The 24,496-nt window shown below is 68.9% G+C and carries 29 protein-coding genes; 16 read left to right on the plus strand and 13 right to left on the minus strand.

What is annotated here, in order from left to right; all coding sequences use genetic code 11:
* Positions 1-589 precede the first annotated feature (589 nt).
* Genes ACRAKF_RS18560 through ACRAKF_RS18570 form a run of 3 tightly spaced genes read right to left on the minus strand, consistent with a single transcriptional unit; the run spans position 590 to position 1,139 of the window.
* On the minus strand, positions 590-724 hold the full coding sequence (locus ACRAKF_RS18560; protein WP_447038273.1) for a hypothetical protein: 135 nt from the start codon (positions 722-724) through the stop codon (positions 590-592).
* Entirely contained in the window at positions 709-954 is a 246-nt protein-coding gene (locus ACRAKF_RS18565) for a DUF7848 domain-containing protein (RefSeq protein WP_447038274.1), read from the minus strand. Before ACRAKF_RS18565 ends, ACRAKF_RS18560 begins: the two co-directional genes overlap by 16 nt.
* Positions 942-1,139 carry a hypothetical protein gene (locus tag ACRAKF_RS18570; protein WP_447042056.1) on the minus strand — a complete coding sequence of 66 codons (198 nt, stop codon included), beginning with the start codon at positions 1,137-1,139 and terminating at the stop codon, positions 942-944. The genes ACRAKF_RS18565 and ACRAKF_RS18570 overlap by 13 nt, the downstream gene beginning before the upstream one ends.
* 243 nt (positions 1,140-1,382) lie before the next feature.
* Here ACRAKF_RS18570 and ACRAKF_RS18575 point away from each other — a divergent pair, with 243 nt between their 5' ends.
* Both ACRAKF_RS18575 and ACRAKF_RS18580 read left to right on the plus strand, forming a co-directional pair.
* A complete protein-coding gene (locus tag ACRAKF_RS18575; protein WP_447038275.1) occupies positions 1,383-2,129 on the plus strand; it encodes an XRE family transcriptional regulator in 747 nt (248 codons plus the stop codon).
* A gap of 2 nt (positions 2,130-2,131) precedes the next feature.
* On the plus strand, positions 2,132-2,602 hold the full coding sequence (locus tag ACRAKF_RS18580; protein WP_447038276.1) for an NUDIX domain-containing protein: 471 nt from the start codon (positions 2,132-2,134) through the stop codon (positions 2,600-2,602).
* 60 nt (positions 2,603-2,662) lie between these two features.
* Here the strand turns inward: ACRAKF_RS18580 and ACRAKF_RS18585 are convergent, their stop codons facing one another.
* Entirely contained in the window at positions 2,663-3,229 is a 567-nt protein-coding gene (locus ACRAKF_RS18585) for a hypothetical protein (protein WP_447038277.1), read from the minus strand.
* Positions 3,230-3,247: 18 nt separating this feature from the next.
* A complete protein-coding gene (locus ACRAKF_RS18590; protein WP_447038278.1) occupies positions 3,248-4,267 on the minus strand; it encodes a hypothetical protein in 1,020 nt (339 codons plus the stop codon).
* A gap of 1,012 nt (positions 4,268-5,279) precedes the next feature.
* Here ACRAKF_RS18590 and ACRAKF_RS18595 point away from each other — a divergent pair.
* The 3 genes from ACRAKF_RS18595 (at position 5,280) to ACRAKF_RS18605 (ending at position 6,155) form a co-directional block, all read left to right on the plus strand.
* On the plus strand, positions 5,280-5,384 hold the full coding sequence (locus tag ACRAKF_RS18595) for an Lsr2 family DNA-binding protein (protein WP_447038279.1): 105 nt from the start codon (positions 5,280-5,282) through the stop codon (positions 5,382-5,384).
* Between the two features lie 82 nt (positions 5,385-5,466).
* A complete protein-coding gene (locus ACRAKF_RS18600) occupies positions 5,467-5,712 on the plus strand; it encodes a type II toxin-antitoxin system Phd/YefM family antitoxin (protein ID WP_206968351.1) in 246 nt (81 codons plus the stop codon).
* Entirely contained in the window at positions 5,709-6,155 is a 447-nt protein-coding gene (locus tag ACRAKF_RS18605; protein ID WP_447038280.1) for a PIN domain-containing protein, read from the plus strand. The genes ACRAKF_RS18600 and ACRAKF_RS18605 overlap by 4 nt, the downstream gene beginning before the upstream one ends.
* Before the next feature lie 197 nt (positions 6,156-6,352).
* Here ACRAKF_RS18605 and ACRAKF_RS18610 read toward each other — a convergent pair whose 3' ends face one another.
* Positions 6,353-6,631 (minus strand): hypothetical protein, encoded by a 279-nt coding sequence (locus ACRAKF_RS18610; RefSeq protein WP_447038281.1) that lies wholly within the window; start codon positions 6,629-6,631, stop codon positions 6,353-6,355.
* Positions 6,583-6,918, minus strand: coding sequence for a hypothetical protein (locus ACRAKF_RS18615; RefSeq protein ID WP_447038282.1), 336 nt, complete (start codon positions 6,916-6,918; stop codon positions 6,583-6,585). The genes ACRAKF_RS18610 and ACRAKF_RS18615 overlap by 49 nt, the downstream gene beginning before the upstream one ends.
* Positions 6,919-7,256: 338 nt before the next feature.
* On the opposite strand from ACRAKF_RS18615, the gene ACRAKF_RS18620 reads away from it, so the two are divergent.
* The 8 genes from ACRAKF_RS18620 (at position 7,257) to ACRAKF_RS18655 (ending at position 16,954) form a co-directional block, all read left to right on the plus strand.
* Entirely contained in the window at positions 7,257-8,135 is an 879-nt protein-coding gene (locus ACRAKF_RS18620; protein ID WP_447038283.1) for a helix-turn-helix domain-containing protein, read from the plus strand.
* A complete protein-coding gene (locus ACRAKF_RS18625) occupies positions 8,132-8,335 on the plus strand; it encodes a DUF397 domain-containing protein (protein ID WP_447038284.1) in 204 nt (67 codons plus the stop codon). Before ACRAKF_RS18620 ends, ACRAKF_RS18625 begins: the two co-directional genes overlap by 4 nt.
* A gap of 302 nt (positions 8,336-8,637) precedes the next feature.
* Entirely contained in the window at positions 8,638-8,916 is a 279-nt protein-coding gene (locus tag ACRAKF_RS18630; RefSeq protein WP_447038285.1) for a CopG family transcriptional regulator, read from the plus strand.
* A complete protein-coding gene (locus ACRAKF_RS18635) occupies positions 8,913-9,338 on the plus strand; it encodes a PIN domain-containing protein (protein WP_447038286.1) in 426 nt (141 codons plus the stop codon). The genes ACRAKF_RS18630 and ACRAKF_RS18635 overlap by 4 nt, the downstream gene beginning before the upstream one ends.
* Positions 9,339-9,957: 619 nt before the next feature.
* Positions 9,958-13,959, plus strand: a complete 4,002-nt coding sequence (locus tag ACRAKF_RS18640) for an nSTAND1 domain-containing NTPase (RefSeq protein ID WP_447038287.1) — start codon at positions 9,958-9,960, stop codon at positions 13,957-13,959.
* Between the two features lie 442 nt (positions 13,960-14,401).
* The gene (locus tag ACRAKF_RS18645; RefSeq protein WP_447038288.1) at positions 14,402-15,190 is read left to right on the plus strand and encodes a GntR family transcriptional regulator; all 789 of its coding nucleotides are present in this window, start codon (positions 14,402-14,404) and stop codon (positions 15,188-15,190) included.
* 3 nt (positions 15,191-15,193) lie between these two features.
* Positions 15,194-15,955 (plus strand): glycosyltransferase family 2 protein, encoded by a 762-nt coding sequence (locus tag ACRAKF_RS18650; RefSeq protein WP_447038289.1) that lies wholly within the window; start codon positions 15,194-15,196, stop codon positions 15,953-15,955.
* A gap of 66 nt (positions 15,956-16,021) precedes the next feature.
* Complete coding sequence (locus ACRAKF_RS18655; RefSeq protein ID WP_447038290.1) at positions 16,022-16,954, plus strand: FkbM family methyltransferase; 933 nt, start codon at positions 16,022-16,024, stop codon at positions 16,952-16,954.
* A 26-nt stretch (positions 16,955-16,980) separates the two neighbouring features.
* On the opposite strand, the gene ACRAKF_RS18660 is transcribed toward ACRAKF_RS18655, so the two are convergent.
* Positions 16,981-18,240: an amidohydrolase family protein gene (locus tag ACRAKF_RS18660; RefSeq protein WP_447038291.1), complete on the minus strand. Its 1,260-nt coding sequence runs from the start codon at positions 18,238-18,240 to the stop codon at positions 16,981-16,983.
* Positions 18,241-18,360: 120 nt separating this feature from the next.
* Between ACRAKF_RS18660 and ACRAKF_RS18665 the strand changes: the two genes are divergently transcribed.
* Positions 18,361-18,987, plus strand: coding sequence for a hypothetical protein (locus ACRAKF_RS18665; RefSeq protein ID WP_447038292.1), 627 nt, complete (start codon positions 18,361-18,363; stop codon positions 18,985-18,987).
* A 100-nt stretch (positions 18,988-19,087) separates the two neighbouring features.
* Here ACRAKF_RS18665 and ACRAKF_RS18670 read toward each other — a convergent pair whose 3' ends face one another.
* Together ACRAKF_RS18670 and ACRAKF_RS18675 are read right to left on the minus strand one after the other, a co-directional pair.
* A complete protein-coding gene (locus ACRAKF_RS18670; protein WP_447038293.1) occupies positions 19,088-19,987 on the minus strand; it encodes a DUF2382 domain-containing protein in 900 nt (299 codons plus the stop codon).
* A gap of 281 nt (positions 19,988-20,268) precedes the next feature.
* Positions 20,269-21,483 (minus strand): FAD-dependent monooxygenase, encoded by a 1,215-nt coding sequence (locus ACRAKF_RS18675; protein ID WP_447038294.1) that lies wholly within the window; start codon positions 21,481-21,483, stop codon positions 20,269-20,271.
* Between the two features lie 196 nt (positions 21,484-21,679).
* Between ACRAKF_RS18675 and ACRAKF_RS18680 the strand changes: the two genes are divergently transcribed.
* Complete coding sequence (locus ACRAKF_RS18680) at positions 21,680-21,895, plus strand: hypothetical protein (protein WP_447038295.1); 216 nt, start codon at positions 21,680-21,682, stop codon at positions 21,893-21,895.
* A 126-nt stretch (positions 21,896-22,021) separates the two neighbouring features.
* Complete coding sequence (locus ACRAKF_RS18685) at positions 22,022-22,294, plus strand: chaplin (protein ID WP_447038296.1); 273 nt, start codon at positions 22,022-22,024, stop codon at positions 22,292-22,294.
* 65 nt (positions 22,295-22,359) lie between these two features.
* Here ACRAKF_RS18685 and ACRAKF_RS18690 read toward each other — a convergent pair whose 3' ends face one another.
* From ACRAKF_RS18690 to ACRAKF_RS18700, 3 genes are all read right to left on the minus strand, one after another.
* Positions 22,360-23,091, minus strand: coding sequence for a vitamin K epoxide reductase family protein (locus ACRAKF_RS18690; protein ID WP_447038297.1), 732 nt, complete (start codon positions 23,089-23,091; stop codon positions 22,360-22,362).
* 144 nt (positions 23,092-23,235) lie between these two features.
* A complete protein-coding gene (locus ACRAKF_RS18695; protein ID WP_447038298.1) occupies positions 23,236-23,538 on the minus strand; it encodes a hypothetical protein in 303 nt (100 codons plus the stop codon).
* 146 nt (positions 23,539-23,684) lie between these two features.
* A complete protein-coding gene (locus tag ACRAKF_RS18700) occupies positions 23,685-24,299 on the minus strand; it encodes a hypothetical protein (RefSeq protein WP_447038299.1) in 615 nt (204 codons plus the stop codon).
* Between the last annotated feature and the right edge of the window lie 197 nt (positions 24,300-24,496).

Raw genomic sequence — 24,496 nt, forward strand, 5'->3', positions numbered from 1 at the left:
CACCGTGGCCCGGCCAACGCGCACTGATCCCGACCACGCCACTCAACCGTTCGATGCCCCAGAGCCGCGCCGATCGCAGAACCGCAGCGCGAGCACGGCCGCCATGCCACGTCGGCAACGCGCAGGCCGAACCGTGGAGCGGTCCGTGACGCAGAGAAGTAGCGTGGCTGAGACCGGAACGGGGTTGCTGGAGACATACGTGACGAGTGCATGTTCGCCCGCCCCGCCGTCGTGGCTGACTTTTGGTGGCTGAGGTCAGAACGGGGCTTCCATGGGCCGCGCCGCAACAAGAGATTCCTCCAACTCGACAATTCCGTGCCGGGGTTGCGGCTGTACCCGCGTTCGAGCACGCCGACCGCCCCGGTACCATTGGCACCGGGGTCCTGATCAGGGCTTCCGCGACCGGACCACCCGGAATGCTGTCCAGGCTGAGGGGTAGTCCGGTCTCTTGTTTTGACGTCCTCGCCCGAGGTGGGGCGGGAGTTGTGCGCTCTGGGCAAGCCGGAGGCAGATGTGAGACCCGTCCTCACCGAGCCCGCAGAACGTGGCGGAACCACGTCGATCGGCTTCGGTCGGTGAGGATGGGAGTTCAGAGGAGGGGTGCCCTGGAGGCCAGGGCGGCGCCGATGACAAGGCCGCATGACCCGGAGATCATGATGATCAGCAGTGGGCCGGTGAACTGTCCCAGCCAGTTGATCGCCCGGCGCGTCATACGCTCATCCATGCTCGCCAGGGGCGCGTGATGATCTCGCGGAAAGTGTGGTGCGAGGGGTTCTTGCCGCAGTGCTTGAGAACCCAGTCCTGAGATTCGGCGAAGTCCTCACTTGCCGGTGACGTCTCGCCGTCCACGGCGCACTGCATGGCGTATGTCGTGGGTTCGGCGTCAGGCTCCCGGTCGGGCTGGAGAAGCCACGTCTCGAACCGCAACGTGGTCCGAGGGCTCACAGGCCCCACCGCCCGCTGACTGACACCTGATTGGCCACGGCCACTTTCGCGCTCAGTTCCTCGGGCTGGTTGGGCTTACGGAGCGCTTCGGGCGGGACATCCCACTCCATGCCTCCGCGAGGCGGACGGAGCTGTACGTACGGACCTTCATGGCCCATGACCACCCCCGCCTTGTCAGTGCGCCTATCCACCATGAGGGCACCGATATCGGGTAGAGCCGCGTTGTCGGTCACCTTTGCTCCTCCTCGCCGCGGGAACAAACCGACTCCGAACCGGAGTGCTGTGCCACTCGTCGGGCAGTCGGTTTCCGCCGTGCTCATGCGAAGAAGCATCGAGTCAAACGATGGGACCTAGGAACCACCCCCAAACCCCACTACGGGACGTCCTGCGTCGGGTAGAACGTCCCTAGTGACGTCCCGAGACTCAGGGGGAGACTCATGCAGAACGAGAGACTACGTGCCGTCATGGCGGCCGGAGGCTGGACGTACGCCGCCCTGGCGAAGGAAGTTGAGGTCGACCCGAAGTCGGTCGAGCGATGGGTGAACCTGGGCCGTACTCCGCGCCGTGCCAAAGCCTTGGAGGCGGCTGAAGCCCTAGGAGAAGACGTGCACGCACTCTGGCCGGCACTCAGGCAGGCCCGCGCCGCCCGCGCCATCAGCCCGGAGCTCGTGGGCCTCTACGAGCAACGTGCAGACCTCCCCGTATCCACGTTCATCGACATGATGACGCAGGCCCGTGAGCGCATCGACGTGCTGGTGTACGCGGCCGTCTTCCTTCATGAGGCGTACCCGCGGCTCAACGATTTGCTGCGCGAGCGAGCTGCCGAAGGCTGCGCCGTGCGCATCGCGGTGGGCGACGCCGACAGCCCGAACGTCCAGGCGCGCGGCCAGGAGGAGCGGTTCGGCCACGGCATCGAGTCCCGATGCCGACTGGCCCTGATGCACTACCGCCCATTGATCGGCGTCTCCGGCATCGAGATAAGGACGCACGAGACGACCCTCTACAACTCCTTGTACCGCGCCGATGACCAGCTCTTGGTCAACGCCCACGTCTGGGGAGTGAACGCGTACGGCGCCCCGGTGTGGCATCTCCGTCGTCACGGGGAAGGCGGCATGTTCGACACCTACGGGCAGAGCTTCGACGCGGTATGGGCGACGGCGAAGCCGGTACAGCAGGAGGAGTGACCATGGCGCGCACCGAGTACTACGACGACCCGAACGCCCCGAAGCCGAACAGCATGGTGGTCGCGGCCTCAGCGGTCGTCACCGACGAGCAAGGGCGCATCCTGCTTCAGCGACGCCGGGACAACGACTTGTGGGCACTACCGGGCGGCGGCATGGACCTCACCGACTCTCTCCCCGGCACGGCGGTCCGCGAGGTCAAGGAAGAGACCGGCCTCGACGTAGAGATCACGGGCCTGGTCGGCACGTACACCGACCCGAAGCACATCATCGAGTACACGGACGGCGAGGTCCGGCGACAGTTCAACGTCTGCTTCACGGCTCGGACCATCGGCGGCCAGCTCGCGATCTCCAACGAGTCGACCGAGCTTCGATTTGTCCGTCCGGAGGAGCTTGAGGAACTACCGATGCACCACACACAGCGGCTCAGGCTCCAGCACTTCTTGGAGCACCGGGAATCCCCATACCTCGGCTGACGGCGACGGACTCATCAGGAGGGGTGCCAGCAGGATACCGGCACCCCTCCTCCCTGCCCCTCAGCGCCTCTTCTTAGTTCGCGTGAATCCGCTGAGTCGACCAGCAACAGCGTTTATCTCGACATATGCCGAATACAAACGCGGCAGGACCACGATGAATAGCAGCAGCACGTAGAGGCTGATGCCTGCCGAAAGGGCAGCCCAGAAACCGGTCAGATGGCCATTTTTGTCGAGACCCACGTTCATGCCCACTACGAGGGACGCGGCATCTATAATGCAGGCAAGCGAGCCCGTGAGTAGGTGGGCCGCAGTCTCATCCAGCATGTCCCTCTCGGTACTGAAGCGACTTACTCGCTCGTCGCCATCCCACTCCGTGATCTTGAGGCGTAGTGTTGAAAGATGCGTGAACGCGCTCAGCATCCCGCCCGCCAAAAGTGCCGCCCCAGTGAGTAGGGCGGCAGGAGTTGCCAGACCGGCCCCGCGGTAGATCATGAAACCGAATAAGACCACCGGTAGAAGCAAAACCGCCCTGGCAGACAGATCTGGTCGATGCGTGAGATATTGACCATTACTCAAGCCCTTCCAGTGGCCACGAAGAATGGGAGCGACATTAAATCGATCAAGCACCGCTTACCCCCCTAGTCGCTACGTCTGGGGCCACTCAATCGCCAAATTGGCGGCTGTCTGTAGCCCTAGCGCAGTCCCTCGTACCCCAGCATAGAACTTGGGTGTGACAACGGGCTCATCGTCGGACAGCTTGTAGGTGAACACGTCCGTGAAAGTGCTGGGGTTCACCCGCCTCGTCTGATCGTCCGGGTCGTTCAGCTCCACCCATCCGTCATCGAGATCAAGATCCTCGATCTCTGGGCTCACGATGGCAGCTAGTTGACGGGCCGCCTGCGCGTTGGTCGTCACGTTCGCCTCGTCAGCCTCCTTAGCTTGAAAGGCCCACCCTTTTACCAGGCGTGCCACCCTCGTGATCTTTCCCTGGTTCGTCAACGGGGCTCGGATCTCGAATTCCCGTTCTTCCCTGGTGCGCGAAGTGGTGACGGTCTTTTTAACAAGCACGAGCCTTTGGGCCAACCCTGCTTCGATCATCTCAGCGAGCCGGGCCTCGTCAGCCAATCCCTGCACCTTAGGCTTCCACCAAAGTACAGTTGCGTCGGAACCACTACTCTTATTGTGGCTCTCCTCTTGCGACTTGTATCGGAGCCACTTGACCAGGCTGCTCACGGGGCAGGTTCGACTGATTGACTCCACGGCAAGGATTCCTTGCGTGCCATCCTCAGGGAAAGCGAATATGACGCGAAATCCATTGATTGCCGCTCGGTCAGATATGTCGAAGTCGCCGGTTCCGTCATGACTCATAGCCTTTTCATGACTTCCGATACGTCCGACCCACATCTTTGCACGTATCGTGTTGTCGACTACGTCGATGTCCTCCACCCGCAGGGCAGGCTTTCCGCGGATCTCTCCCGTCTCGGCCACCAATGACTCGTCCGGCTTTTGGGGAGGATCACCAACCACCGGGACAGATAGCGACTTCAGCAGCCTGACCGCGATGTCCTTATAGTGCTCACCCTCGCAGTCCTTGAGGTTCACGGGGCTACGCTTGTTCCCCCGGAACACAGAAAACGTGAAGAGCCTGTACCCGAAGCTTGTCATGCCGCCCCCCAGTTACGTCACGCCTAACCTGCACGCAGGGTAGCGTTCATCGGCATATGCCCAGAAGGCGCTGTCGCCTATCAATAGCTTGTAGCCGCCAACGAGACCGGAAGCAATCGAACAAGCGTTCAGTTATTGGTGCTTGGAGGCGCTAGATCCAGCCCATCAACACAGGCGTACAGCGTCGCGCGGCCACAAGTCTCAAGCTGCTGGTCGGTCTGGCAGATCGCGTCTTGCGCCCGGGTGATCTGCGCAGATGCCGCACTCGCCAACGGATCGCAAGATCAAAAAAACTCGATCGCGCGGTACACCGGCCGAGTGTCTAACTGCGTGACAACGCCGACGCACAGAGACGATCAGCCGCGACCGCCAGCGAGCTGTCCGCGCAGGTGACGGGCGCAGCCGCCCCAGAAGTAGCCCTCACTGATGTTGCTTCGGGACGAAGAGGTCGTGGGTTCAAATCCCGCCACCCCGACAGCCAAAACAGCAGGTCAGGGTCGGTACTGAGAAATCAGTACCGACCCTGATGTGCGTTGGGGGGCCGTTTTGGGAGCCAACTCGCTCCCCAGCCCTCACGAGACCACGCCACACCCACATTTCACAGCGTCGGCCAGGTCGAGGTTGAGCCCCGCGCGTCGCGCGCACAGACTGCGCGGCTGCCAGATACCCCTCAGTGATCTGCGGCACCACGACGCATCCAGTGCCGGATGTCGCCGACCGCAGCTTCACGGCCGATTCCACGAGTCGCGACGTGTCGATCTCCGCCAGCACTAGGAGCCATCTGGGAGCCGACTTGCTCACCATGTCGTCACGGCGCCACCCTCTTTGGCCGCCGCCCGTCTGCGGGCGCCGGCTGCCGTCATTGAAGCGACCGGTCTAGAGGGACCGCCAGAGAGGCCTAGCGGAGAGGGACCACCCACTCCTCCCAGACGATCAAGTCCTGAGTCACCTGGGAATCCGTCCGTCCCGCGGCAACAGGATTCATGTGCAGGCGTCACACCGTCTCTTGTTCGTGCATGGGCCAAGGGCCAAGGGCCAGGGACACGCCGTCAACGAACGGGGCAGGCTGCCACAGGATCTGATCAAGAAGTACAAGCAGGTACACGGCCATGGGTGAATGACCGAGCAGGGTCGGCTGTGTCTGCGCCCTCTGCGCCAGCAACGGATGAACGCCGCCACGAAGTAGTAACATGTAGTACATGGAAACCACTGCTCGTGATTTCAACCAGAGGTCCTCGCAGATACTCGCCGCCGCTGAGCGAGGCGAGACCATCACGGTGACCAAGAACGGCCGCCCCGTCGCCCGTGTCGTGCCGATCGACGCCGACGAGGTTCCGCCCTACTCGACTGAGCCCATGGGGGATATGGAGATCCCGGACATCGGGACAGGGCCCGATCTCACCAATGAGGACATCGAAGAAGCCCTGAAGGGGATGGGCTCTTGAGCGCTGTCGTCATCGCTGACACCAATGCCCTCTATCGGCTTCTCGTCTCCTTGACGGACGGCAGCGCCATCCACCGCAAAGCCTTCTCCACCATTGGACATATGGTGATCTCACCCATGGTCCTGGCTGAACTCGACTACTTGGTGACCACGAAGATCAGTGCGCAGGCCGCATACAACGCGCTCGACTTCCTCGCCAAGGGCACTGAGAGGCGGAAGTTCTCCATCCCCGACATCACCCCCCATGTGCGCACGGCGATGACAGTGCTCGAGGGCTACCGGGACGCAGACGGAGGGAAGGGCATCGGCATGACGGATGCCATGAACGTCGCTCTGGCCGCCGCCTACCGAACCGAGGTCATGTTCACCTCGGACCGGCACTTCCGCATGGTTCGGCCGCTGACGGGACACGGAGCATTCCGGCTGCTGCCCGATGACCTGTAGACCCCCCAATCGGACGCTTCCATAGAGGGATCGCGCCCACGGCGAGGCCGGCTATCAGCAGGTTGGGAGCCAGTTGGGAGCCGACTTGCTCCCGCAGGCCCTTCCACACCTGATGGGCACGCGCTGCGAACTCGAAGACCGCATCACCAAGTGGGGACTCCGGTGCCGTGCCCGGCCTCCTGGGCGAACTCGACGTCCTAGCGGCCAGGGTGGTCGTTTCCGAGGCTGAACGGCAGGTCGTCCTGGGCATCCGGGGCATCCGGGGCATCGAGGACGGCTCGCGGGGCCGGCTCGACAACGCCTCCGGTTCCGCCAGCCATCTCTCGCGTGATCGCCACCGCCGGTCGCGCGAGAGGCATCACCGCGTAGACCACCTTGCCGCCCGAAGGATGGCGGTACGAGTCCCAGCGCTCGCACAACAGCGTCACTATCGGCAGGCCCCGGCCGTTCTCCGCGTCCGCGTCGGGCGTTCGCATCCGGGGCAGCGTCCGGCTGGTGTGACCTCGACCGTCAGCGTCCGGCTGCACACGCGCAGCCGCACCGCGACCAGCGGCAGCGTCTCGCGTTCGCGATAGCTCAGCTCGGCCTTCGTGGTGCCGGTGGCCTCCACGGCGTTGGTCAACAGCTCCGAAGCGATCAGCGTCACGGACTCGCGCATGTGCTCAAGTCCCCAGTCCTTGAGACCGTTCACCGCGAACCGCCGCCCCAACGGCACCGCCCTGGGCTCGGCCGTGTGCCGGAACCAGTACGTCACACCGTCCATGCCGGGCCCCCCTTCCGGTGTCGCGGACCAGCGGGGAGCCTGCGGCGGCCAGTGCCGGGCAGCAGCAGCGCAAGGGCATAGATCACGAGGGTCAAGGGTCGGTCCTCCCAGTCGATCGGGCCACGCCCCGAAGGTGCGAACCCCGGCCCCACAGGGCGCAGTCAACTCCCGGCTACCGACTCGTCACAGTGGGTGGCCGCTCCGGGGCTCAGCATGACCCTCCCGTCCGGCTCAATGCAAGCCATTCAAATGAAGTCCCTTCATTTGCGAATCGGCTTGGCGAACGACGCCTGATGGGCGACACTCGGCCGTGACCGCTCATGGAGTGAGGAAGGGAAGTGAGCGTGACCGCAAGGCCGCCGACGGTGCGCCTCCGTCGCTTGGCGTCCGAACTCAAACGGGCTCGGAAAGCCGCCGGGCTCAGCCAGGACGACGTGACCGCGCAGACGCGCATCAGCCCCGCCACGCTGTACCGCATCGAAAAGCCGGAAGGCCGGCCCCAGATGCGCACGTTGATGGCGCTGCTCGATCTCTACGAAGTCAGCGATGACCAGCGCACGCGGATCACGGCGCTGCACGAGGGAGCGGACACTCAGGGCTGGCTGCGGCCGTACCACGACGCACTGCGCGACGAGTACAACACCTACATCCAGTTCGAAGCTGAGGCGAAGATCGTCCGCAACTGGGAGGCTCTGTACATCCCTGGCCTCCTTCAGACCGAGAACTACGCCCACGCCGTCATCAAGGGGCACCTGCCCGATGCCACGCGGGACGACCTCGAACAACGGGTAAGAGCCCGCATGGAGCGTCAAGCCGTCCTCACCAAAGAGCACCCGCTGGAACTCACGGCGATCATGGACGAGGCCGCGCTACGACGACAGGTCGGCGGACCGACCGTCATGGCCGATCAGCTTCAGCAGCTGCAAGAACTGGCGGACCGGCCACACATCAGCGTGCACGTCATTCCCTACGCCTTTGGTGCACACCAGGGAATGCCCGGCGGCTTCGCCCTGCTCTCCTTCCCGGACCCCGAGGACGGGCAGATCGTCTACATCGACTCGATGGCCAACGACAGCTTCCTTGAATCAGACGCCGACATCACCCGCTACACCACGACCTTCGACAACCTGCGGGCGCAGGCCCTCAGCCCCGATGATTCGCTCGCCCTGATTGCCAAGGCGACGGCCGAACTGACGCATGAACTGGAGACAGCATGAACGCCCCCGACCTCACCACTGCCGACTGGTTCACAAGCAGCTACAGCAGCGGTGAGGGGCAGTGCATAGAGATCGCTGTTCTGCCCAACACGATCGCCTCACGCGACAGCAAGGACCTCGACAGCCCCGTACTCCTGTTCACCCGCGACGGCTGGCGGAACTTCATAGGGGCGGTCAACCGCCGCGAGTTCCGCGACTGACACCGGCCCCCGCCGACCGCGCCCCTGCTTCCTCCCGCCGAAGCCGGGGCGCTCGCATGTCCAGCGCGCCCCGTGGCCGAGATCCGCGCCCAACGGCAAACGCCTGAATCCCGGCGCACGTTCGCGGTATCGAGCGCTCGCGCTTTCCATTCGGCGCGAACCCCAGCGAGACGGCACCCACCAGACGGCACCCACCAGACGGCACCCATGAGACGGCACCCACGAAGTGGGTCTTCGCGGGGTCCCCTGACGCGCCGCGCGCCAGTGGTAAGGAGTGTGACACCGCGAGTATGGTCTGTTGTATGGCGACGAAGAAGGTAACCGTGACGATCCCAGAGGATCTCCTCGACGAGATCCGCGCGGAGGCGGCAGAGCGGGGCCTCTCGGCGTACGTCGCCGAGGCTCTGCGCTTCAAGCGCGACCGGGACCGACTGCTGGAACTGGTCGACTGGCTACAGGAAGAACACGGGCCCGTGACTGAGGACGAGCATGTGGCAGCCCTCGACGAGCTGGAGGATCTCGACGCCGAACACGAGCGGCGGCGCACCTCCGGACAGCACAACACCGGAGAGGCTGCGTGAAGAAGCGAGCCGTTGAGCACGGGCAGAGGCCGCTGCGTGTCTTCGTCCTGGACTGTGAGGCTCTCTCCCTGGCCGTGCGCGGCGATCGGAGGATGATCGCCTGGCTCGACCTCGCGGCGCGAGGGGAGGCGGAAGTGGTGACGTCGCCCATGACCCTGGTCGAGGCGTACGACGGCAGGACGACCGAACAGCGCTGGGACTGGGTACTGTCCCGGCTCCAAGTCGCCGATATCGGGAAGGACGACGCCCGCCGGGCCCGCCGGCTCCTGGCCGATGCCAAGTTGCACGGCCACAAGTACGCGATCGACGCCGTGCTCGCCGTGATCGCGCGACAGCAGAAGGGACAGGTCACCGTCTTCACCTCGGACGTCGACGACCTGGAGAAGCTGGTCCCGGACACGGTCGTCGTCAAGAAGGTGTGAGCCGACCGACCCGCGTCCCTCATAGGGCCCGCAGCTTGGCTCGCGCCGGCCCGGAAGCGGGACAAGTCGCGGCAGTGATCCTCGGCCGTCCCGCCCCCGCCGGCACGCACGCGCCGCGTCGTATCGGCACCGGTCCCTCCCCTGTGGGGACCGGTACCGAACGACGCGGACGGTGTCGATCCACGTCGCGTCGGCGTATCGGCGCGGATCGAAGTAGGGTCAGATCTGCGGTCAATGCGGAATTGATCCGTCTGTGACCGGCTATGGGTGGCCATGGCCGACTAAGGCTCGCTATGGCCGACTATGGCTAGTGATGACTAGTGGTGGTCAGTTATCGCTGGCTATACAGATCTGAAAGGTCATGCGGCGAGTTCGTCGCCGCCCGGTGGCGACTCCGGCGGAATCCAGCCGAGAATCTGCAGCGTCCCGACGCACCTTTCCGGGCGCCAAGCCGGTGGCCTGCCCTGACGCTGCGCGGTTGGTCCGCTACTGCGACACGATCCTGCCACTCAGGGCTGCCCACGGGCAGGTTCCGGTGTTGTCCGGACCACTTATCCGCAGGTCAGCCGTATAAAGTGAGTTTTCCGGTCCGGATGGGCGCACGCAGCGGAAGTAAGGGGTGGAGGCTTTGAGTCCCGACTCAGGGGCACGCACAGCCTTCGCGGAACGCCTTGCTCTGCTGTACAGGGAAGCCGGTAATCCGCCCCTCCAGCGCGTGGCCGAGGCGGTCGTCCGGCTGCAAAGGGTCGACGAACGCGGGCGGCCCGTACGGGTGTCGGCGCAGCGGATCAGCGACTGGCGGCGGGCCAAGAACGTGCCCGCCCAGTTCGCCGCCCTGGCGGCGGTGCTCCAGGTCCTGATCCCCGAGGCCCGGCGCGAGCGGCCCACGCCGGTATCCGCCGGCCTGTACGACATGGCCCAGTGGCAGCGCCTGTGGGAGCGCGCGGTGGCCGACCCGGTGAGTGGCCGCGCCGCGGGGTCCTCGGAAGAGGAGAAGCAGCCTCCGGCCGAGGCTCCGGACGCCCCCGCCGTGTGCCCGTACCGAGGACTCGCCTCGTACCGCCCGCAGGACGCCCGGTGGTTCTTCGGCCGGCGGCGGAGCACGGACGCCCTCATCGACCAGCTCCACACGGCGGAGAAGACCGGCGGCCTGGTCATGCTCGTGGGCGCCTCCGGGGCCGGGAAGTCGTCCCTCCTCAACGCCGGCCTGGTGCCCGAACTGCGGGACGGAGCGCTCGGCGACGAGGAGACCCGGGCGGGCCTGGTGCTTCAGCTCGTGCCCGGAAGTGATCCCCTCGCGGAGCTGATCCGCCACATTCCCGAGCTGGCGCAGGTCACCTCCGGCGTGGAGGGGCCTGCGGTGGAACCCGGCGCCCCGGCGTTCGCGCCCGCGGTGCGGGAGTCCGTCGCGGCGTGGGCTCTGCGGGAGACATCCTCGGCGGCCCGTCCCGTCGTCATCGTGGACCAGTTCGAGGAGGTGTTCACCCTCTGCTCCGACGAGGCGGAGAAGCGCACCTTCATCCAGCTCCTCCACGCCGCGTGCTCGCCCCCCGCCGACGGTGAACCCGCTCCCGCGCTCGTGGTCCTCGGCATACGCGCCGACTTCTACGAGGAGTGCCTGCGGTACCCGGAGCTGGCCGACGCGCTCCAGCACCGGCACATGGTGCTGGGGCCGCTGACCGCCACGGAGCTGCGCGACGCGGTGACCGGCCCGGCCAAGGCCGTGGGGCTCGAACTCGAACCGGGCCTGGCGGAACTGATCGTCAGGGAAGTGAGTACGGACAGCCCCCGCGGCGCCCACGACGCGGGGGTGCTGCCGCTCCTCTCCCACGCGCTGCTGGCCACCTGGCAGCGGCGGAAGACGGGGCGGCTCACGCTGGCCGGCTACCGCGCGGCGGGAGGCATCCAGGGCGCGGTGGCGGCGACCGCCGAGCGTGCCTGGTCCCGGCTCGACCCGGCGGCCCGCACGGCCGCGCGGCTGCTGCTGCTCCGGCTGGTACGCCTCGGCGAGGACACCCAGGCCACGCGCAGGAGGGGGACGCGGCGCCAACTGGCGGAGGAGTCGACGGACCCCGCCAAGACGGAGGAGTCCCTCGAAGCTCTGGTCCGCGCCCGCCTGGTGACGCTCGACGCGGAGACCGTGGAGATCACGCACGAAGCGCTGCTCCACGCCTGGCCGCGGCTGCGCGACTGGATCGACGAGGACAGAAGCGATCACCTGCTGCGCCAGCGCCTGGAGGAGGACGGCAAGGCCTGGGAGGAGTCCGACCGCGATACGGCACTGCTCTACCGCGGTTCCCGTCTGGAGCAGGCCCGCGTCTGGGCGAAGTCCGCGGGTGACTCCTTCCTGACCCGGTGCGCCGTGGAGTTCCTGGCCGCCTCGGCCAAGCTGCGCCGGCGTACGGTGTGGATCGCCCGCGGCGCGGTGGCGGCTCTGGTCGTGCTCGCGATGGTGGCCGTCATCTCGGCGGCGGTCGCCTGGCGGCAGCGGGACGACGCCGTGTTCCAGCAGGTGGTCGCCGAGGCCGACCGCGCCCAGAACACGGACCCTTCGCTGTCCGCTCAGCTCGACCTCGTGGCCCACGAGATGCGGCCGGACGACGAGGCCACGCGGAACCGGTTGATCTCGATCGTGAACGCACCGCTGGCCACGCCGCTCCTCGGCCACTCGGGAGCCGTCTACCTCACCTCTTTCAGCCCGAACGGACGGCTCCTGGCCACGGCCAGCTACGACCGCACCGTCCGGCTGTGGGACGTGAGCGACCCCTCGCGCCCCAAACCGCTGGGCAAACCGCTCACCGGCCCCAAGAGCTGGGTCAGCAGCTCGGTCTTCAGCCCGGACGGCAAGACCCTCGCCGGCGCTTCGGACGACGGCACGATCCGGCTGTGGGACGTGCGCGACCCCCGCCACCCGCGGCTGCTGGGCAAACCCCTGTCCGGCCGCGGCGGCGCCATCTACCTGGTCGCCTTCAGCCCGGACGGGAACACTCTGGCCACGGCCAACGACGACCACACCGTCCGGCTGTGGAACGTGAAGGACCCGGGCCGGCCGGAGGCGCTCGCCACGCTGACCGGCCATACGGCGGCTGTGCGGTCCGTGGCCATCAGCCCCGACGGGCGGACACTGGCGGCCGGTGGTGACGACGGCGGGATCAGGCTGTGGAAGATGACCGATCCGCGTCGTCCGGAGCCACTCGGCAAGGCGCTGACCGGCCACACCAGTACGGTGCACTCCGTGGCGTTCAGCCCCGACGGCCGTACGCTCGCCAGCGGCAGCTCGGACGACACCATCCGGCTCTGGAAAACGGCCGACCCGCGCCGCGCGAAACCGCTCGGCGCGCCGCTCACCGGTCACGCGGGACCGATCTGGTCCGTGGCGTTCAACCCCGACGGGGCCATGCTCGCGGCCGCCAGCGCGGACAGCACGGCGAGCCTGTGGAACGTCAGCGATCCGGCACACCCGTCCCAGGTCGGCGAGCACCTCTCGGGCAGCAGCGGAGAGATGTACGCCCTCGGTTTCAGCCCCGACGGGCGCACGCTCGCCACCGGGAGCGGCGACAGCAAGGCCCGGCTGTGGTCGATTCCGACGTCGGACATGATCGGCCGCATCGGGACGTTCCGCCCCGACGGGCACGTGCTCGCGACCGCCGCGCGCGACGACAAGGTCCGGCTGTGGAGCGTGCGGCGGCCCGGCCGGCCCACCGCCCTGGGCAAGCCGTTCAAGCCCGGGGGGGACGTACGCACGATGACGTTCTCCCCCGACGGCCATACGCTCGCGGTCCTGACGGGGAACAGCACGGTACAGCTGTGGAACGTCACCGACCCGGCCCTGCCCGTCGCCTACGGGCCGCCCGTCGCCCTGCGCACACGCTTCGCGGCGGCGCTGGCCTTCAGCCCGGACGGGCGCACACTGGCGACTCCGCAGACCGACCGCACCATCCAACTGTGGAACGTCAGCGTCCCCTCGCGGCCCCGCCCCCTCGGCAAGCCGCTCACCGGCCACAAGGGCTACGTCAACTCCGTCGCCTTCGGGAAGGACGGGCGCGACCTCGTCAGTGGCAGCTCGGACGGCACCATCCGGCTGTGGAACGTGACCGTCCCGCGTCATGCCACCGCGCTCGGCGCACCCCTCACGGGGCACCTGGGCCCCGTCAATACGCTCGCCTACAGCCCGGACGGCCACACCCTGGCCAGTGGCAGCGACGACGGCACGGTCCGGTTCTGGAACCTGACCGACCCGCACAGGGCGATCCGGCTGGGGCCCACCCTCACCGGTCACACCGACGCGGTCGTGTCGCTGACGTTCAGCCGGGACGGCGACACCCTGGCGAGCGGCGGCAACGACAACACGGTGCGGCTCTGGGACGTCGCCGACCCGGCCGAGGCCGCGCCCATCGGGCAGTCGATGAGCCCCAACGCCAAGACCGGCAGCTTCCTGTCGTTCAGTCCGCGGAGCGACATGCTCGGAGTGTCGAGCGGGACCGACACGGTCCGGTTGTGGAACCTGGACACGGACGACGCCATTCGCCGCGTCTGCTCGACCACTCAGGGCGTTCTGACACCCGAGAAATGGCGTGAGTATCTCCCCCGTCTGTCGTACGAGCCCCCGTGCGACGAGTAGTCGAGTAACGCAGCCGCGGCACGTGATCCCGATCACAACACGGCATTTTGGATGGGCAGTTGACTCCCGCGGCACGAGCGGCCTTGTTACTGTTGGCATAGCCCGATCGCTGGTGCATCCCCCGTCGCCAGCGGTCGGGCATTTTCGTGATCTCGCACGTCCGGAGGGTTCCTCGAACTTCCGAATTGAGGCGATGATTCCGGCCTCCCGACCAAACCTCGCCCGAATCCTGCCCAAATCCCGCCCGGTTCCCGCCCGGTTCCCGCCCGTGATTCGAATGCTTCCGGCCATCTGGATGGTAGGGCCATGCTCCACGCGGATAGAGCTCGGTAACGCGAATCGCGGTAACTACGCGGGTAACGTCAGGACCTCTTGAGGAGTCATATCCTCCTCTTGAGGAGTCATATCCTCACAGCGCGGACTGCGACGGGACGGTGCACGGATGGCGAAGGCCTACGAGGAGATCGCGGACGAGCTCCGTGCGCGGATTCGCGCGGGCCGGCTGAAGCCCGGTGACCGCCTGCCGTCGGAGGCGGACCTCGTCCGCAGCTCCGGGCGCAGCGGGCCGACCGTGCAGCAGGCCCTCCGCATGCTCCAGGCGGAAGGGCTGATCGAGAAGCAGCACGGCCGCGGAACGTTCGTACGCCGCCCCCGCGTGATGGTGCGGCGCACGAACACGCGGTACCAGTGGGAGAAGGACCGTGCCCGCGCACCCGAGCGGCAGCGTCTGGAGTCGGGCGCGACCGAGCACGACACCGGCCTGGACGCCGACGACCTCGTCTTTCACGCGGCGTACCGGGAGATCGGGGCGCCCGAGGGGATCGCGTCGGCCATGGGTGTCGCCGAAGGCACCGTGCTCGTCGAGCGGACCTACCGGACGCGGTACAGCGCCGAGCGCAATCCGTTCAACCTCGTCACCTCGTACCTGATCCGCGATCTCGTCGAGAAGAACCCCGACCTCCTGGACGAGACGAACGAGCCCTGGCCCGGCGGGACATGGAACCAGTTGTTCACGGTGGGCATCGAGATCGACCGCCTGGTGGAGCGTGTGACGGCCCGGCCCCCGACGGTGGAGGAGGCGGCGGAGCTCGGCCTGGCGCCCGGCACGTCGGTCCTCGTCCTGCGCAAGACCACGTACGACACGGACGAGCGCGTCGTCGAGCTGTCCGACATCACGGTGCCCGGTGACCGCACGGAGTTGCTCTTCACGACCCGCTTGGAGAGGTGGTGAGCCGTGCGTCGGCGCATCACCGTCGTCACGGCCGTCCACGCGCCGTCGGCGCGCTTCCTGCCCGACGCGTACGAGTCCCTGCGCGGGCAGGAACTCCCCGCCGGGTGGGAGTGGCACTGGCTGATCCAGGAGGACGGGACGACCGACCAGGTCGCGCCGCATGTCCCCGACGACGACCGGGTCACGTTCCGGCAGGGCCGCCCGGGCGGACCCGGCGTCGCGCGGACCATCGCCATGGCCCGCGCGGACGGCGCGTACGTCAAGGTCCTGGACGCCGACGACCAGCTCGCGCCCGGCGCGCTCGCCCGTGACCTCGCGGCCCTCGAAGCCGATCGCACCCTCGGCTGGGCGACGTCACGCGCGCTCGACCTGCTGCCCGACGGCTCCACCGTCGGCTTCCCCGGTGACCCCGGGCACGGGCCGATCGAGCGCCTGGCGGTGCTCGACCACTGGGCGTCCCACGGCTACCTCGCCCAGGTCCATCCGGCGACGCTCTTCGTCCGCCGCGACCTGCTCGTGGCCCTGGGCGGCTGGATGGCCCTTCCGGCCTCCGAGGACACGGGCCTCCTGCTCGCCCTGAACGCGACCGCCCGCGGCTGGTTCTCCTCCGAGGTCGGCCTGCTGTACCGCAAGTGGGAAGGCCAGGTCACCGGCCAGGCCGCGCACGTCGACACCGCCGAGCGCGAGGCCCGCATGGCCGTGGTCGAGGCCAGGGCGCGAGCGCTGGACCGCTTCCAGTGGCGCTACCCCCTGGACGCCGGCTGACCGGGCCTCGGGGCCGGGCCCGTCGGATCTTGCCGCGGCCGTGGCGGGGCTCGTACGGTCACGGCTATGCCTCCCGCTTCGCCCCGCCGCACGTCAGAGCTTCTTGCCACCCTCGGCCGCGGATACGTACGCAACGCGCCCGGGTCACTGCTCAAGGGGCCGCTCGCGGCCCGGTGGCTCAACACGTACCTGCGCGACCATCCCCGCCGGCGGGTGGTCGAAGCCCGCTTCGGTGCCCGCTTCGCCTGCGACTCACGCGACCTCATCCAGCGGTTCATCAGCCTCTACGGCGTGTGGGAACCGCATATGACGCGGTGGCTCCAGAGCCGGCTCGGGCCCGGGGACACGTTCATCGACGTGGGCGCCAACATCGGCTATTTCGCGGTCCTCGGCTCCCGCCTCGTCGGCGGCACGGGGCACGTCGTGGCCATCGAGGCGTCCCCCGGCTTCCACGACCGCGTGCTGCGGCACGTCGAGCTCAACGGCTGCGACAACGTCCGGGCGGTCAACGCGGCGGTCTCCGACAGCCACAAGACGCTGACGTTCGTGCTCGCCAGCTCCCACAACATGGGCGCGAACTCGATCGTCCCGTACGACGGTCCTGCCGAGTCGAGCTTCGACATGGCGGCCCGGCCGCTGCCCGACATCCTGGACGAGGAAGAACTCACCCGGGCGCGCGTCATCAAGATCGACGTCGAGGGCGCAGAGGGCGGTGTCATCAGGGGCCTCGCTCCTGCCCTGGGGCGGCTCAGGACCGATGTGGAGATCGCCGTGGAGGTGACCCCCGACCGCATGGCCGCGCTGGGCGACTCGATCGACGAGCTGATGTCGACCATGGCCGGTCAGGGCTTTCACACCTATCGCCTGCCCACCGACTACCGGCCCGAGAACTACCCCCGCTCCCTGCGCCGGCCCGAGCCGCCGGTGCGGTGGCGCGGCCCGATCGTCGGCGAGAGCGAACTGGTCTTCTCCCGCGTCGACGCCGAGACCCTGCGCTGACGGCGGCCGCGGCGACCGGCGGCGGCCTACAGGTTCCGGTCGAACGGGAGGTCCAGCATCCGGATGGCGTTCCCGCGCAGCAGCTTGTACGCCACCTCCTCGGGGAGGTGGCCCACGTGGTCCTCGGCCACGGCCTTCGTGTGCGGCCAGGTGGAGTCGACGTGCGGATAGTCGGTCTCGAAGGTGGCGTTGTCGACGCCGACGGTCTCGATGGAGGCGATGCCGTGCTTGTCCCGGAAGAAGCAGCAGAAGATCTGCCGGTAGTAGTACGTCGACGGGGGCTCCGGGATCAGGTCCTTGACCCCGCCCCAGGCCCGGTGCTCCTCCCATACGTCGTCGGCGCGCTCCAGGGCGTACGGAATCCATCCCATCTGGCCCTCGCTGTAGGCGAGCTTGAGGCGGGGGAACTTGACCAGGACCCCGGAGAAGAGGAAGTCCATCATCGACGCCATCGCGTTGTTGAAGCTCAGGGCGGCCTGAACGGCCGGGGGCGCGTCGGGTGATGCGGCCGGCATCTGCGAGGACGAGCCGATGTGCATGTTCACGACCGTGCCGGTCTCCTCGCACGCCGCGAAGAACGGGTCCCAGTAGCCGGAGTGGATCGACGGCAGGCCGAGGTGCGTGGGAATCTCGCTGAAGGTCACGGCCCGCACGCCGCGCGCGGCGTTGCGCCGGATCTCGGCGACGGCGAGAGTGACGTCCCACAGCGGGATGAGGCACAGCGGGATCAGCCTTCCGCCGCTGTCGCCGCACCACTCCTCCACCATCCAGTCGTTGTACGCCCGGACGCAGGCGAGTCCGACCTCCTTGTCCTTGGCCTCGGAGAACGTCTGCCCGCAGAAGCGCGGGAACGTCGGGAAGCAGAGGGAGGCCTCGACGTGGTTGAGGTCCATGTCCGCCAGGCGGGCCTTCGGGTCCCAGCAGCCGCGGCGCATCTGCTCGCGCGTGATGCCGTCGAGCGTCATCTCGTCCCGCGAGAAGCCGACGGCGGCGATGATGCGCTTGTACGGGAAGATCTCGCCCTCGTACTCCCACCAGTCGGTGACCTGGCCCTGCGGGTCGGTCGTGAACGTGTACTTGCCGCCGATGTACTCCAGCTCTCCGATGCCCGCGGTGAAGGGCTTCGGCCCCCGGTCGCGGTACTTGCCCGGGAGCCACTTCTCGAAGAGGTGCGCGGGCTCGATCACGTGGTCGTCCACGCTGATGACGCGAGGGAGTTCCTTGGCCCCGACCTCGGTGTTCTCCACTGCTGTGCCCCCTGCCACTGCCGGTTTCTGACGACCCATCAGATCGAGGTTATGGGCTCACCCCTGCGACGGCAACAGCGCACGCATGTCTGGTCTGTTGCGCCCCGGCGTGCCACCCTGCCCGGCACGTCCGTCTCCCACCGAACAGCGGAGAGGCCCATGAGTGAGAGGCCCATGAGCGAACGCGACCGTGGGGCGCGCGAACCGGCGGCGGCCGCTCTCAGGCAAGGCCACGCCGCGCGGGCCGAGAGCGCGGCGGCCCGGGCGGCCGCCATCAGCCACCGCATCAGCCACCGCATCGGGCGCGGCGCGGGAGAGCGGCGGGGCGCCGGAGAGCGGCGGGGCGGCTCACCCGCCGACGAGAACACCGCCTGGAAGGCCGCCCACGCCGCTCGGGTGGCGGCCCAGGCGCTCGCCATGCTCTCCGAGGCCCCGCCCGACCCGGCCGCGGACTCCCGCTGCGCCAGAAACGCCGCCGCCTCCGCCGCGCAGGCCGCCCAACTGGCGAAGCTCATCGACGGCGACGGCGACGGTGACGGTGACGGTGACGGCGAACCGTCCCGCGCCGCGTGCCGGGCCGCGCTCGAAGCCTCCTCGGCGGCAGCGGCGGCAGCGGGCGCCGGCCACCTCGGCGCGGACGAGGAACTGAACTCCGCGGCGGACGCGGCGGAGAAGGCCGCCGTCGCGGCGGCCGAACGAGCCGGATGGATCCAGCCCGGCGCGGACGTCCCTTCCGTACAGCCGGGCGTACGGAGCCCGGAGCTGATGTCGATGCTGCACTTCTGACCTCGCACCCGTCGCCCGGCAGAGGGGCGGTACGCGTGAGGGCCCTCACCGAGTGGTGAGGGCCCTCACGTGTCGCGGCGGGCGGGCCGCCGGAGCGGGGTCAGTGGGTCGGGCCCTGCTTGCGGTCGTGCCAGTCGTCGGTGCCCTTCATGCCCCGGCGGTCGCCCTTCATGCCGCGGCGGCCGCCCTTCGTCTCGTCGTCGAACTCGATCTGCTCCTTGCGGACGGTGCCGGAGACCTCCTGCGTCTCCGTCACCCGCTCGGTCTCCAGGTGGACGCGCTCGACCGGCACGGACTCCTTGCTCACCACCGCGTGCTCGGCGTGGAGGGTCACCTCCGTCTCCGCCTCGCCGATGTCGGCGCGCGAGCGGTCGCCCTCGCGGATCGGCTCGCGTACGACGCGGACCTCCTCGTGGGAGATCGGCACGGACGTCGTGACGTCCTCGTTCACCACCGTCTTGCGGAGGTGGGCGTGGCCGACCTCTTCGTCCTCGGTGCCCACCCGCAGCCGCTCCTCGGAGCGGATCATGTCCTGGGCCTTGGTGTCGTCACGCTCCGTGCCACGCATGGCGTACTCGCGGCCGCCGGTGGCTCCGGCCATCGGGCGCCCGCCCGTCGACATGCCGGCGGCCATGCCTGTGCCCGTGCCGGTGCCGGTGCCGGTGGTGGCCCTGCCGGGCCTGGTCAGGCCGTAGTGGGCGTACAGCTCGTGCTCCTGACCGGGGTCGAGGTGCTCGTCGGCGTCGACCCGCGGCGCCTCCTTCACCGCCTCCTTGGTGCACGAGACATGCAGGGCGTCCTGCTGGAGGCGCGCCCCGGACAGCGGCACGAAGCTCTCCTTCATGCCGAAGAGGCCCGTCTTGACGGTCACCCACTCGGGGCGGCCGCTGCGGTCGTCGAGGTAGACGCGTTCGACGCTGCCCACCTTCTCGCCGGTCCGGTCATAAGCTGTCAGGCCCTTGAGTGCGTCAGGGTTGGTGAAGGCCTCGCCCTGCGTCATGGGTGATCACTCCCTTGGAGCATGCGACGGGCGAAAACCAATCCGCCACGGGACGACGCACGCCTCAGGTCCATCGCGCGCCCCCGGAGCCCGCCCCGCAAGGCGAGGAGTCACGGAGCGTACGGGGAGCGCCCCGTCAGGCCGCGCCACCCCGGCAACGGGGCCGATCGGGCCGGTGACATCCGCCCCGGCCCGAGTGGGCCATTCGGGTGAACGCATGGCATTTGCACTCACCGTGCCCCGGGAGTCAGGACTGCGGCCTGGTCAAGACTGCGGCCTGTTCAGGACTGCGGCCTGCGGCCCTGGAGAGCCCGCGCCACTCGCGGGCCCAGCCGCTGCTTCAGCCAGCGCAGGGAGTTGAGGCGGCCGACCGTCTGGTCCAGGTGGTAGTAGATCTGGGGCGGCACATAGGGCAGCAGCGGCGAGTGGCGCTGGCCGAGGAGCGCGAACATCTGCTCCGGCCGCATGCCGATGTAGCGGGGCAGGTTCTCGTACCACTGGGCGCTGTGCCGGGCCGCGCTCTGGACCGCGAGCAGGGAGTGTCGGCGTCGGCGCTCGTAGCGCGCGAGGGCCTCGGGCAGCTCCCGCGGGCCCACGCCCCTGAGCTCCCCCGCCAGGCACACGGCGTCGCGGAGCGCCAGCGTGGTGCCGGCGCCGATGGAGTAGTGCGTGGTGTGGGCGGCGTCGCCGATCAGCGTGAGGTTGCCGTGGGACCAGGTGGCGTTGGTGACCGTCGGGAAGGCCTGCCACTGCGCGTGGCCCTCGATGTCGTCGCGCCCGAGCAGCCCGTGGCCGTCCAGCGGCTCCGCGAACAGTTTCTCCAGGAGGCGCAGGGCGTCGGTGTGGGCGAGCCGGTCGAAGCCGAGGCCCGCCCAGGTGGCCGCCGAGCACTCCACCACGCAGGTGCTGTGCCCGCCGCTGTACCCGTACGCGTAACACCAGATCCAGCCGTGTTCCGTCTCCACGAAGGCGAAGGTGAAGGCCTTGAACACGCGGGTCGTCCCGAGCCAGATGAAGCGGTTGGCACCGGTGGTCACACGCGTGCCGAAGTGCTCCGCCTGGGCCGTGCGGAGCCTGCTGTGCGCGCCGTCGCCCGCGACGATCAGGTCCGCGTCGGGCAGGTCCCCGCGGCCGCCGATCTCCCTGCCGAACTCCAGGCGTACGCCGAGGGAGCGGGCCCGGTCCGCGAGGACCGCCCGCATCTGGTGGCGCCCGATGGCGTGGCCCAGGTCGCCGTCGTGGGCGGTGGTCCGCTCGCCGACGTGGGCGAAGCCGCCGCGCCAGCTCACACACCGCTCGGCGATGGCCGCGGCCGACTCGGGGTCGTGCGCCCGCAGCTCCTCCAGGAGGTCGGGCCAGAAGGTCACGCCCCAGCCGTGGCGGGTGCCCTCGGCGTGCCGCTCGTGGACGGTGATCTCGTGGGCCGGGTCCTGGAGCTTCGCCAGGACGGCCAGGTACAGGGACGCGGGGCCTCCGCCGACGCAATCGATCTTCACAGGGGCTCCTGTCACCGGGGATGCGGAACGGTGACAAAACGTAACCATCCGGGGCGTCTTCGTCGCCGAAGCCGGGGCCGGTGTCGCCGCACGTCACCCCACCGCACCTCACCGGGTGTGGCCGTCATGCGATCTTGAGTGACATCTGTGCACCATCACTCTGTCTCGGGTTACGTCGATCACGAGGAGACCGGACGTGTCGGCTCAGCTCACCAGGCCGCTTGTGACCTTGGCCCTGGCCCTGGTCCTCCTGCTGGGAATCGTGTCCGCGGCGGCCACGCCCACGGGGCCCGCCCCGGCGGCGACCACCACTTCCGAGAGCGGACAGTCCGTACGGGACGCCTCCGTCGTCGACGCCCCCGACTGCGACTGGCGGTACGGCAGCTCCTGCGTCGTCGGCGGCCGTGTGTGACCCAGGGCCTGTCGTTCGGATCAGCCCTGTGTGGCGGCGTCGCCGTGACTTCGTGTTGACGACTCGCGTTAGCAGACGTGCGGTTGCGTGTAGGCAGCCGCTTCTGCCAAGTCAAAGGAGAACGTGATGTCTCGCATCGCGAAGGTCACCGCCGCCACCCTCGGATCCGGTGCCGTCGTGCTCGGTGGCGCAGGCATGGCCCTGGCGGACGCGGGCGCGCACGGCGCTGCCACCGATTCCCCCGGTGTGGCCTCGGGCAACGTGGTCCAGGTTCCCGTCCACGTCCCGGTGAACGTCTGCGGCAACACCGTCGACGTCGTCGGCCTGCTGAACCCCGCCTTCGGCAACAAGTGCGTGAACGCCGACCAGCACGGCGGCCACGGCGGCCACGGCAAGTGAGTTCCCGGGGCCGCCGAGAGCGGCCCCCCGGCCCCCGGTGGACGTCCACCGGGGGCTTCGTGCTGTCAGCTCGTCCAGAACTCCCACCAGCGCGTGAGGACGAGCATGCCGATGACGCCCATGTGCAGGGCGGGGAGTACCCAGGCGAATTCGGCGGCGAAGGTACGCAGCGCCTGGGGCGCGGGAAGGAAACCGCGCCGTACGTTGTGCGCCGTCACGGACCAGAACATGACGATGGTCGCGGCCCAGGCCAGGCAGCACCACAGGCAGAGCGCGTTGATGCGGTAGAGCGACTGGAACTGGAGCCAGGTGCAGAAGCCGACCCCGAAGAGCGTGCCCGCCTGGAGCGTCAGCCAGTACCAGCGCGGGAAGCGGGCGCCCGCCAGCACGCTCGCGCCCACGCCGATCACGATGGCGTAGGCGACGAGGCCGAGGAGCGGGTTGGGGAACCCGAGGGCCGATGCCTGCTCGCTCTGCATGACGTTGCCGCAGGACACGACCGGGTTGAGGCTGCATCCCGGCCGGAAGTCCGGGTCCTGGAGCAGCCTGAACTTGTCGAACGTGATGACCCACGCCGAGAGCAGTCCGGCCGCCCCGGTGATCATGAGGAGCGCGCCGAACCACCGGCCGGGCTCCTCGGAGGGCGGCACGGTGGCCGCGGCGCGCGCGCCGCCCGCGGCCTGTGCCGGTACCCGGCGCGGCAGGTCCGCGGCGCGCGTCGGCGGGGGCGGGGACGCGGCCGGGGTTCCGGGATCGGCTGCTCCAAGGGGGCGCTGTCCGCCGGGAGTTGGGATCATGCGGCGAACCGTACAGACGCCGGGGGCGTGACCGGCTCCGTTGTCACCCAGGTGGCGGAGGACCGGGCGGCCATCACACGATGGGGTCACCCGGGCGGGGCCACGGGGCGGTGCCGGGTCGAACTGGGTTTCCCGCGGGCCGCTCTACTTGCCGACGGGAAGGCCGCCGATGAGCTTGCCGGGTCCGCCTTCGTAGGTCAGGCCGTTGGTGACGCCCTTGACCGCGTTGACCGTGGACTCGTTGTGCTCGGCGTCGAGCATGGTCGTGCCCACCGGCGTGGCCTGGTGCAGGGTGTCGCTGATGAGCGCGTCGAGTCCGGCCCTCGGGGCGGCGGGCGCCGGGTCCGCGGGCGCCGGTTCGGCGGCGAACGCGGGCGCGGCGGAGCCGGCGACGGCGAGGGAACCGGCAAGGACGGCGGCGGCCTTCATGGCCTTCGTGGCCTTCATCGTGCTTCCTTTCTGTGGCAACGCGTGTCGCCCGTCGGGTCGTGACGCTTCACGGGACCAACGAGCACGGGCCCGTACGGAAACCCCTGGGCCGGGAAACTTCAGCGGAGCCACGCGTGTGAAGGCCGCCTGCCGTCCTCCTCCGCTCAGGTCGTGGGCGTCAGCTCCGGTCCCGGGGCCGGGGCGAGCGGGGCGGTGGCCGGGGCGGCCGGGGCGAGCGGGGCGGTGGCCGGGGCGGCCGGCTGGGCGGCGCCGCCGAGGCCGCCGAGCACCCCTTGGAGCAGCCCCGTGACGAGCGTGGGCGCCTGGGTGAGCACGCCCTTGACGTCACCGGACGTGGTGGCCTTGAGCAGGTTGTCGATCGTCTTCGTCAGGGCGGGGAGGCTGCCCGCCGGGGGCTCCGGGGCCCTGGCGGCGGAGCCTTTGGCCGGGAGGGCGTGCGGCTTGGCGGCGGCCTTGCGGACCTCCGCCCGCACGGCGTCGGCGTGCTTGTCGGCCTGCGCCACCGAGAGCCTGTAGCCCTTGGCCTCCAGCACCGCCGTCAGCAGGTCGGCCGCGGGAGTGATGACACCGCCGGCGTCATGCAGCCGCTTCGCCTCGGCCAGCATGGTCTCCGGTGTCTGGACGGGTGCGCGGGGCGCGGTCCGGGTCTCCTCGCGGGGAGCGTTGTCTGCGGAGGCGAGCGCGGGGCCGGCCGTGCCGAGGAGCAGCGTCGCGCACAGGGTGGTGGTCGCGATACGCCGTACGGGCAGAGCGCGCATAGGTCACAGCCTTTCGGTGATAAGTCGGGATCTTCTGATCACCGTGCGAGCGGCGCGCGCACGCCGCAACCGAGCGGCTCCCCCGGACCGGGGCCCCGCCGCGCCCGAGGCGGCATCGGCGCAGGTGGGGCCGGTATGTGACGGGTAGTCGGGTTGCCCGTCCGGCGGCCCACCATTCGGGGCACCGCACCGCACCG

The organism is Streptomyces sp. DSM 118878 (genome assembly GCF_052936595.1).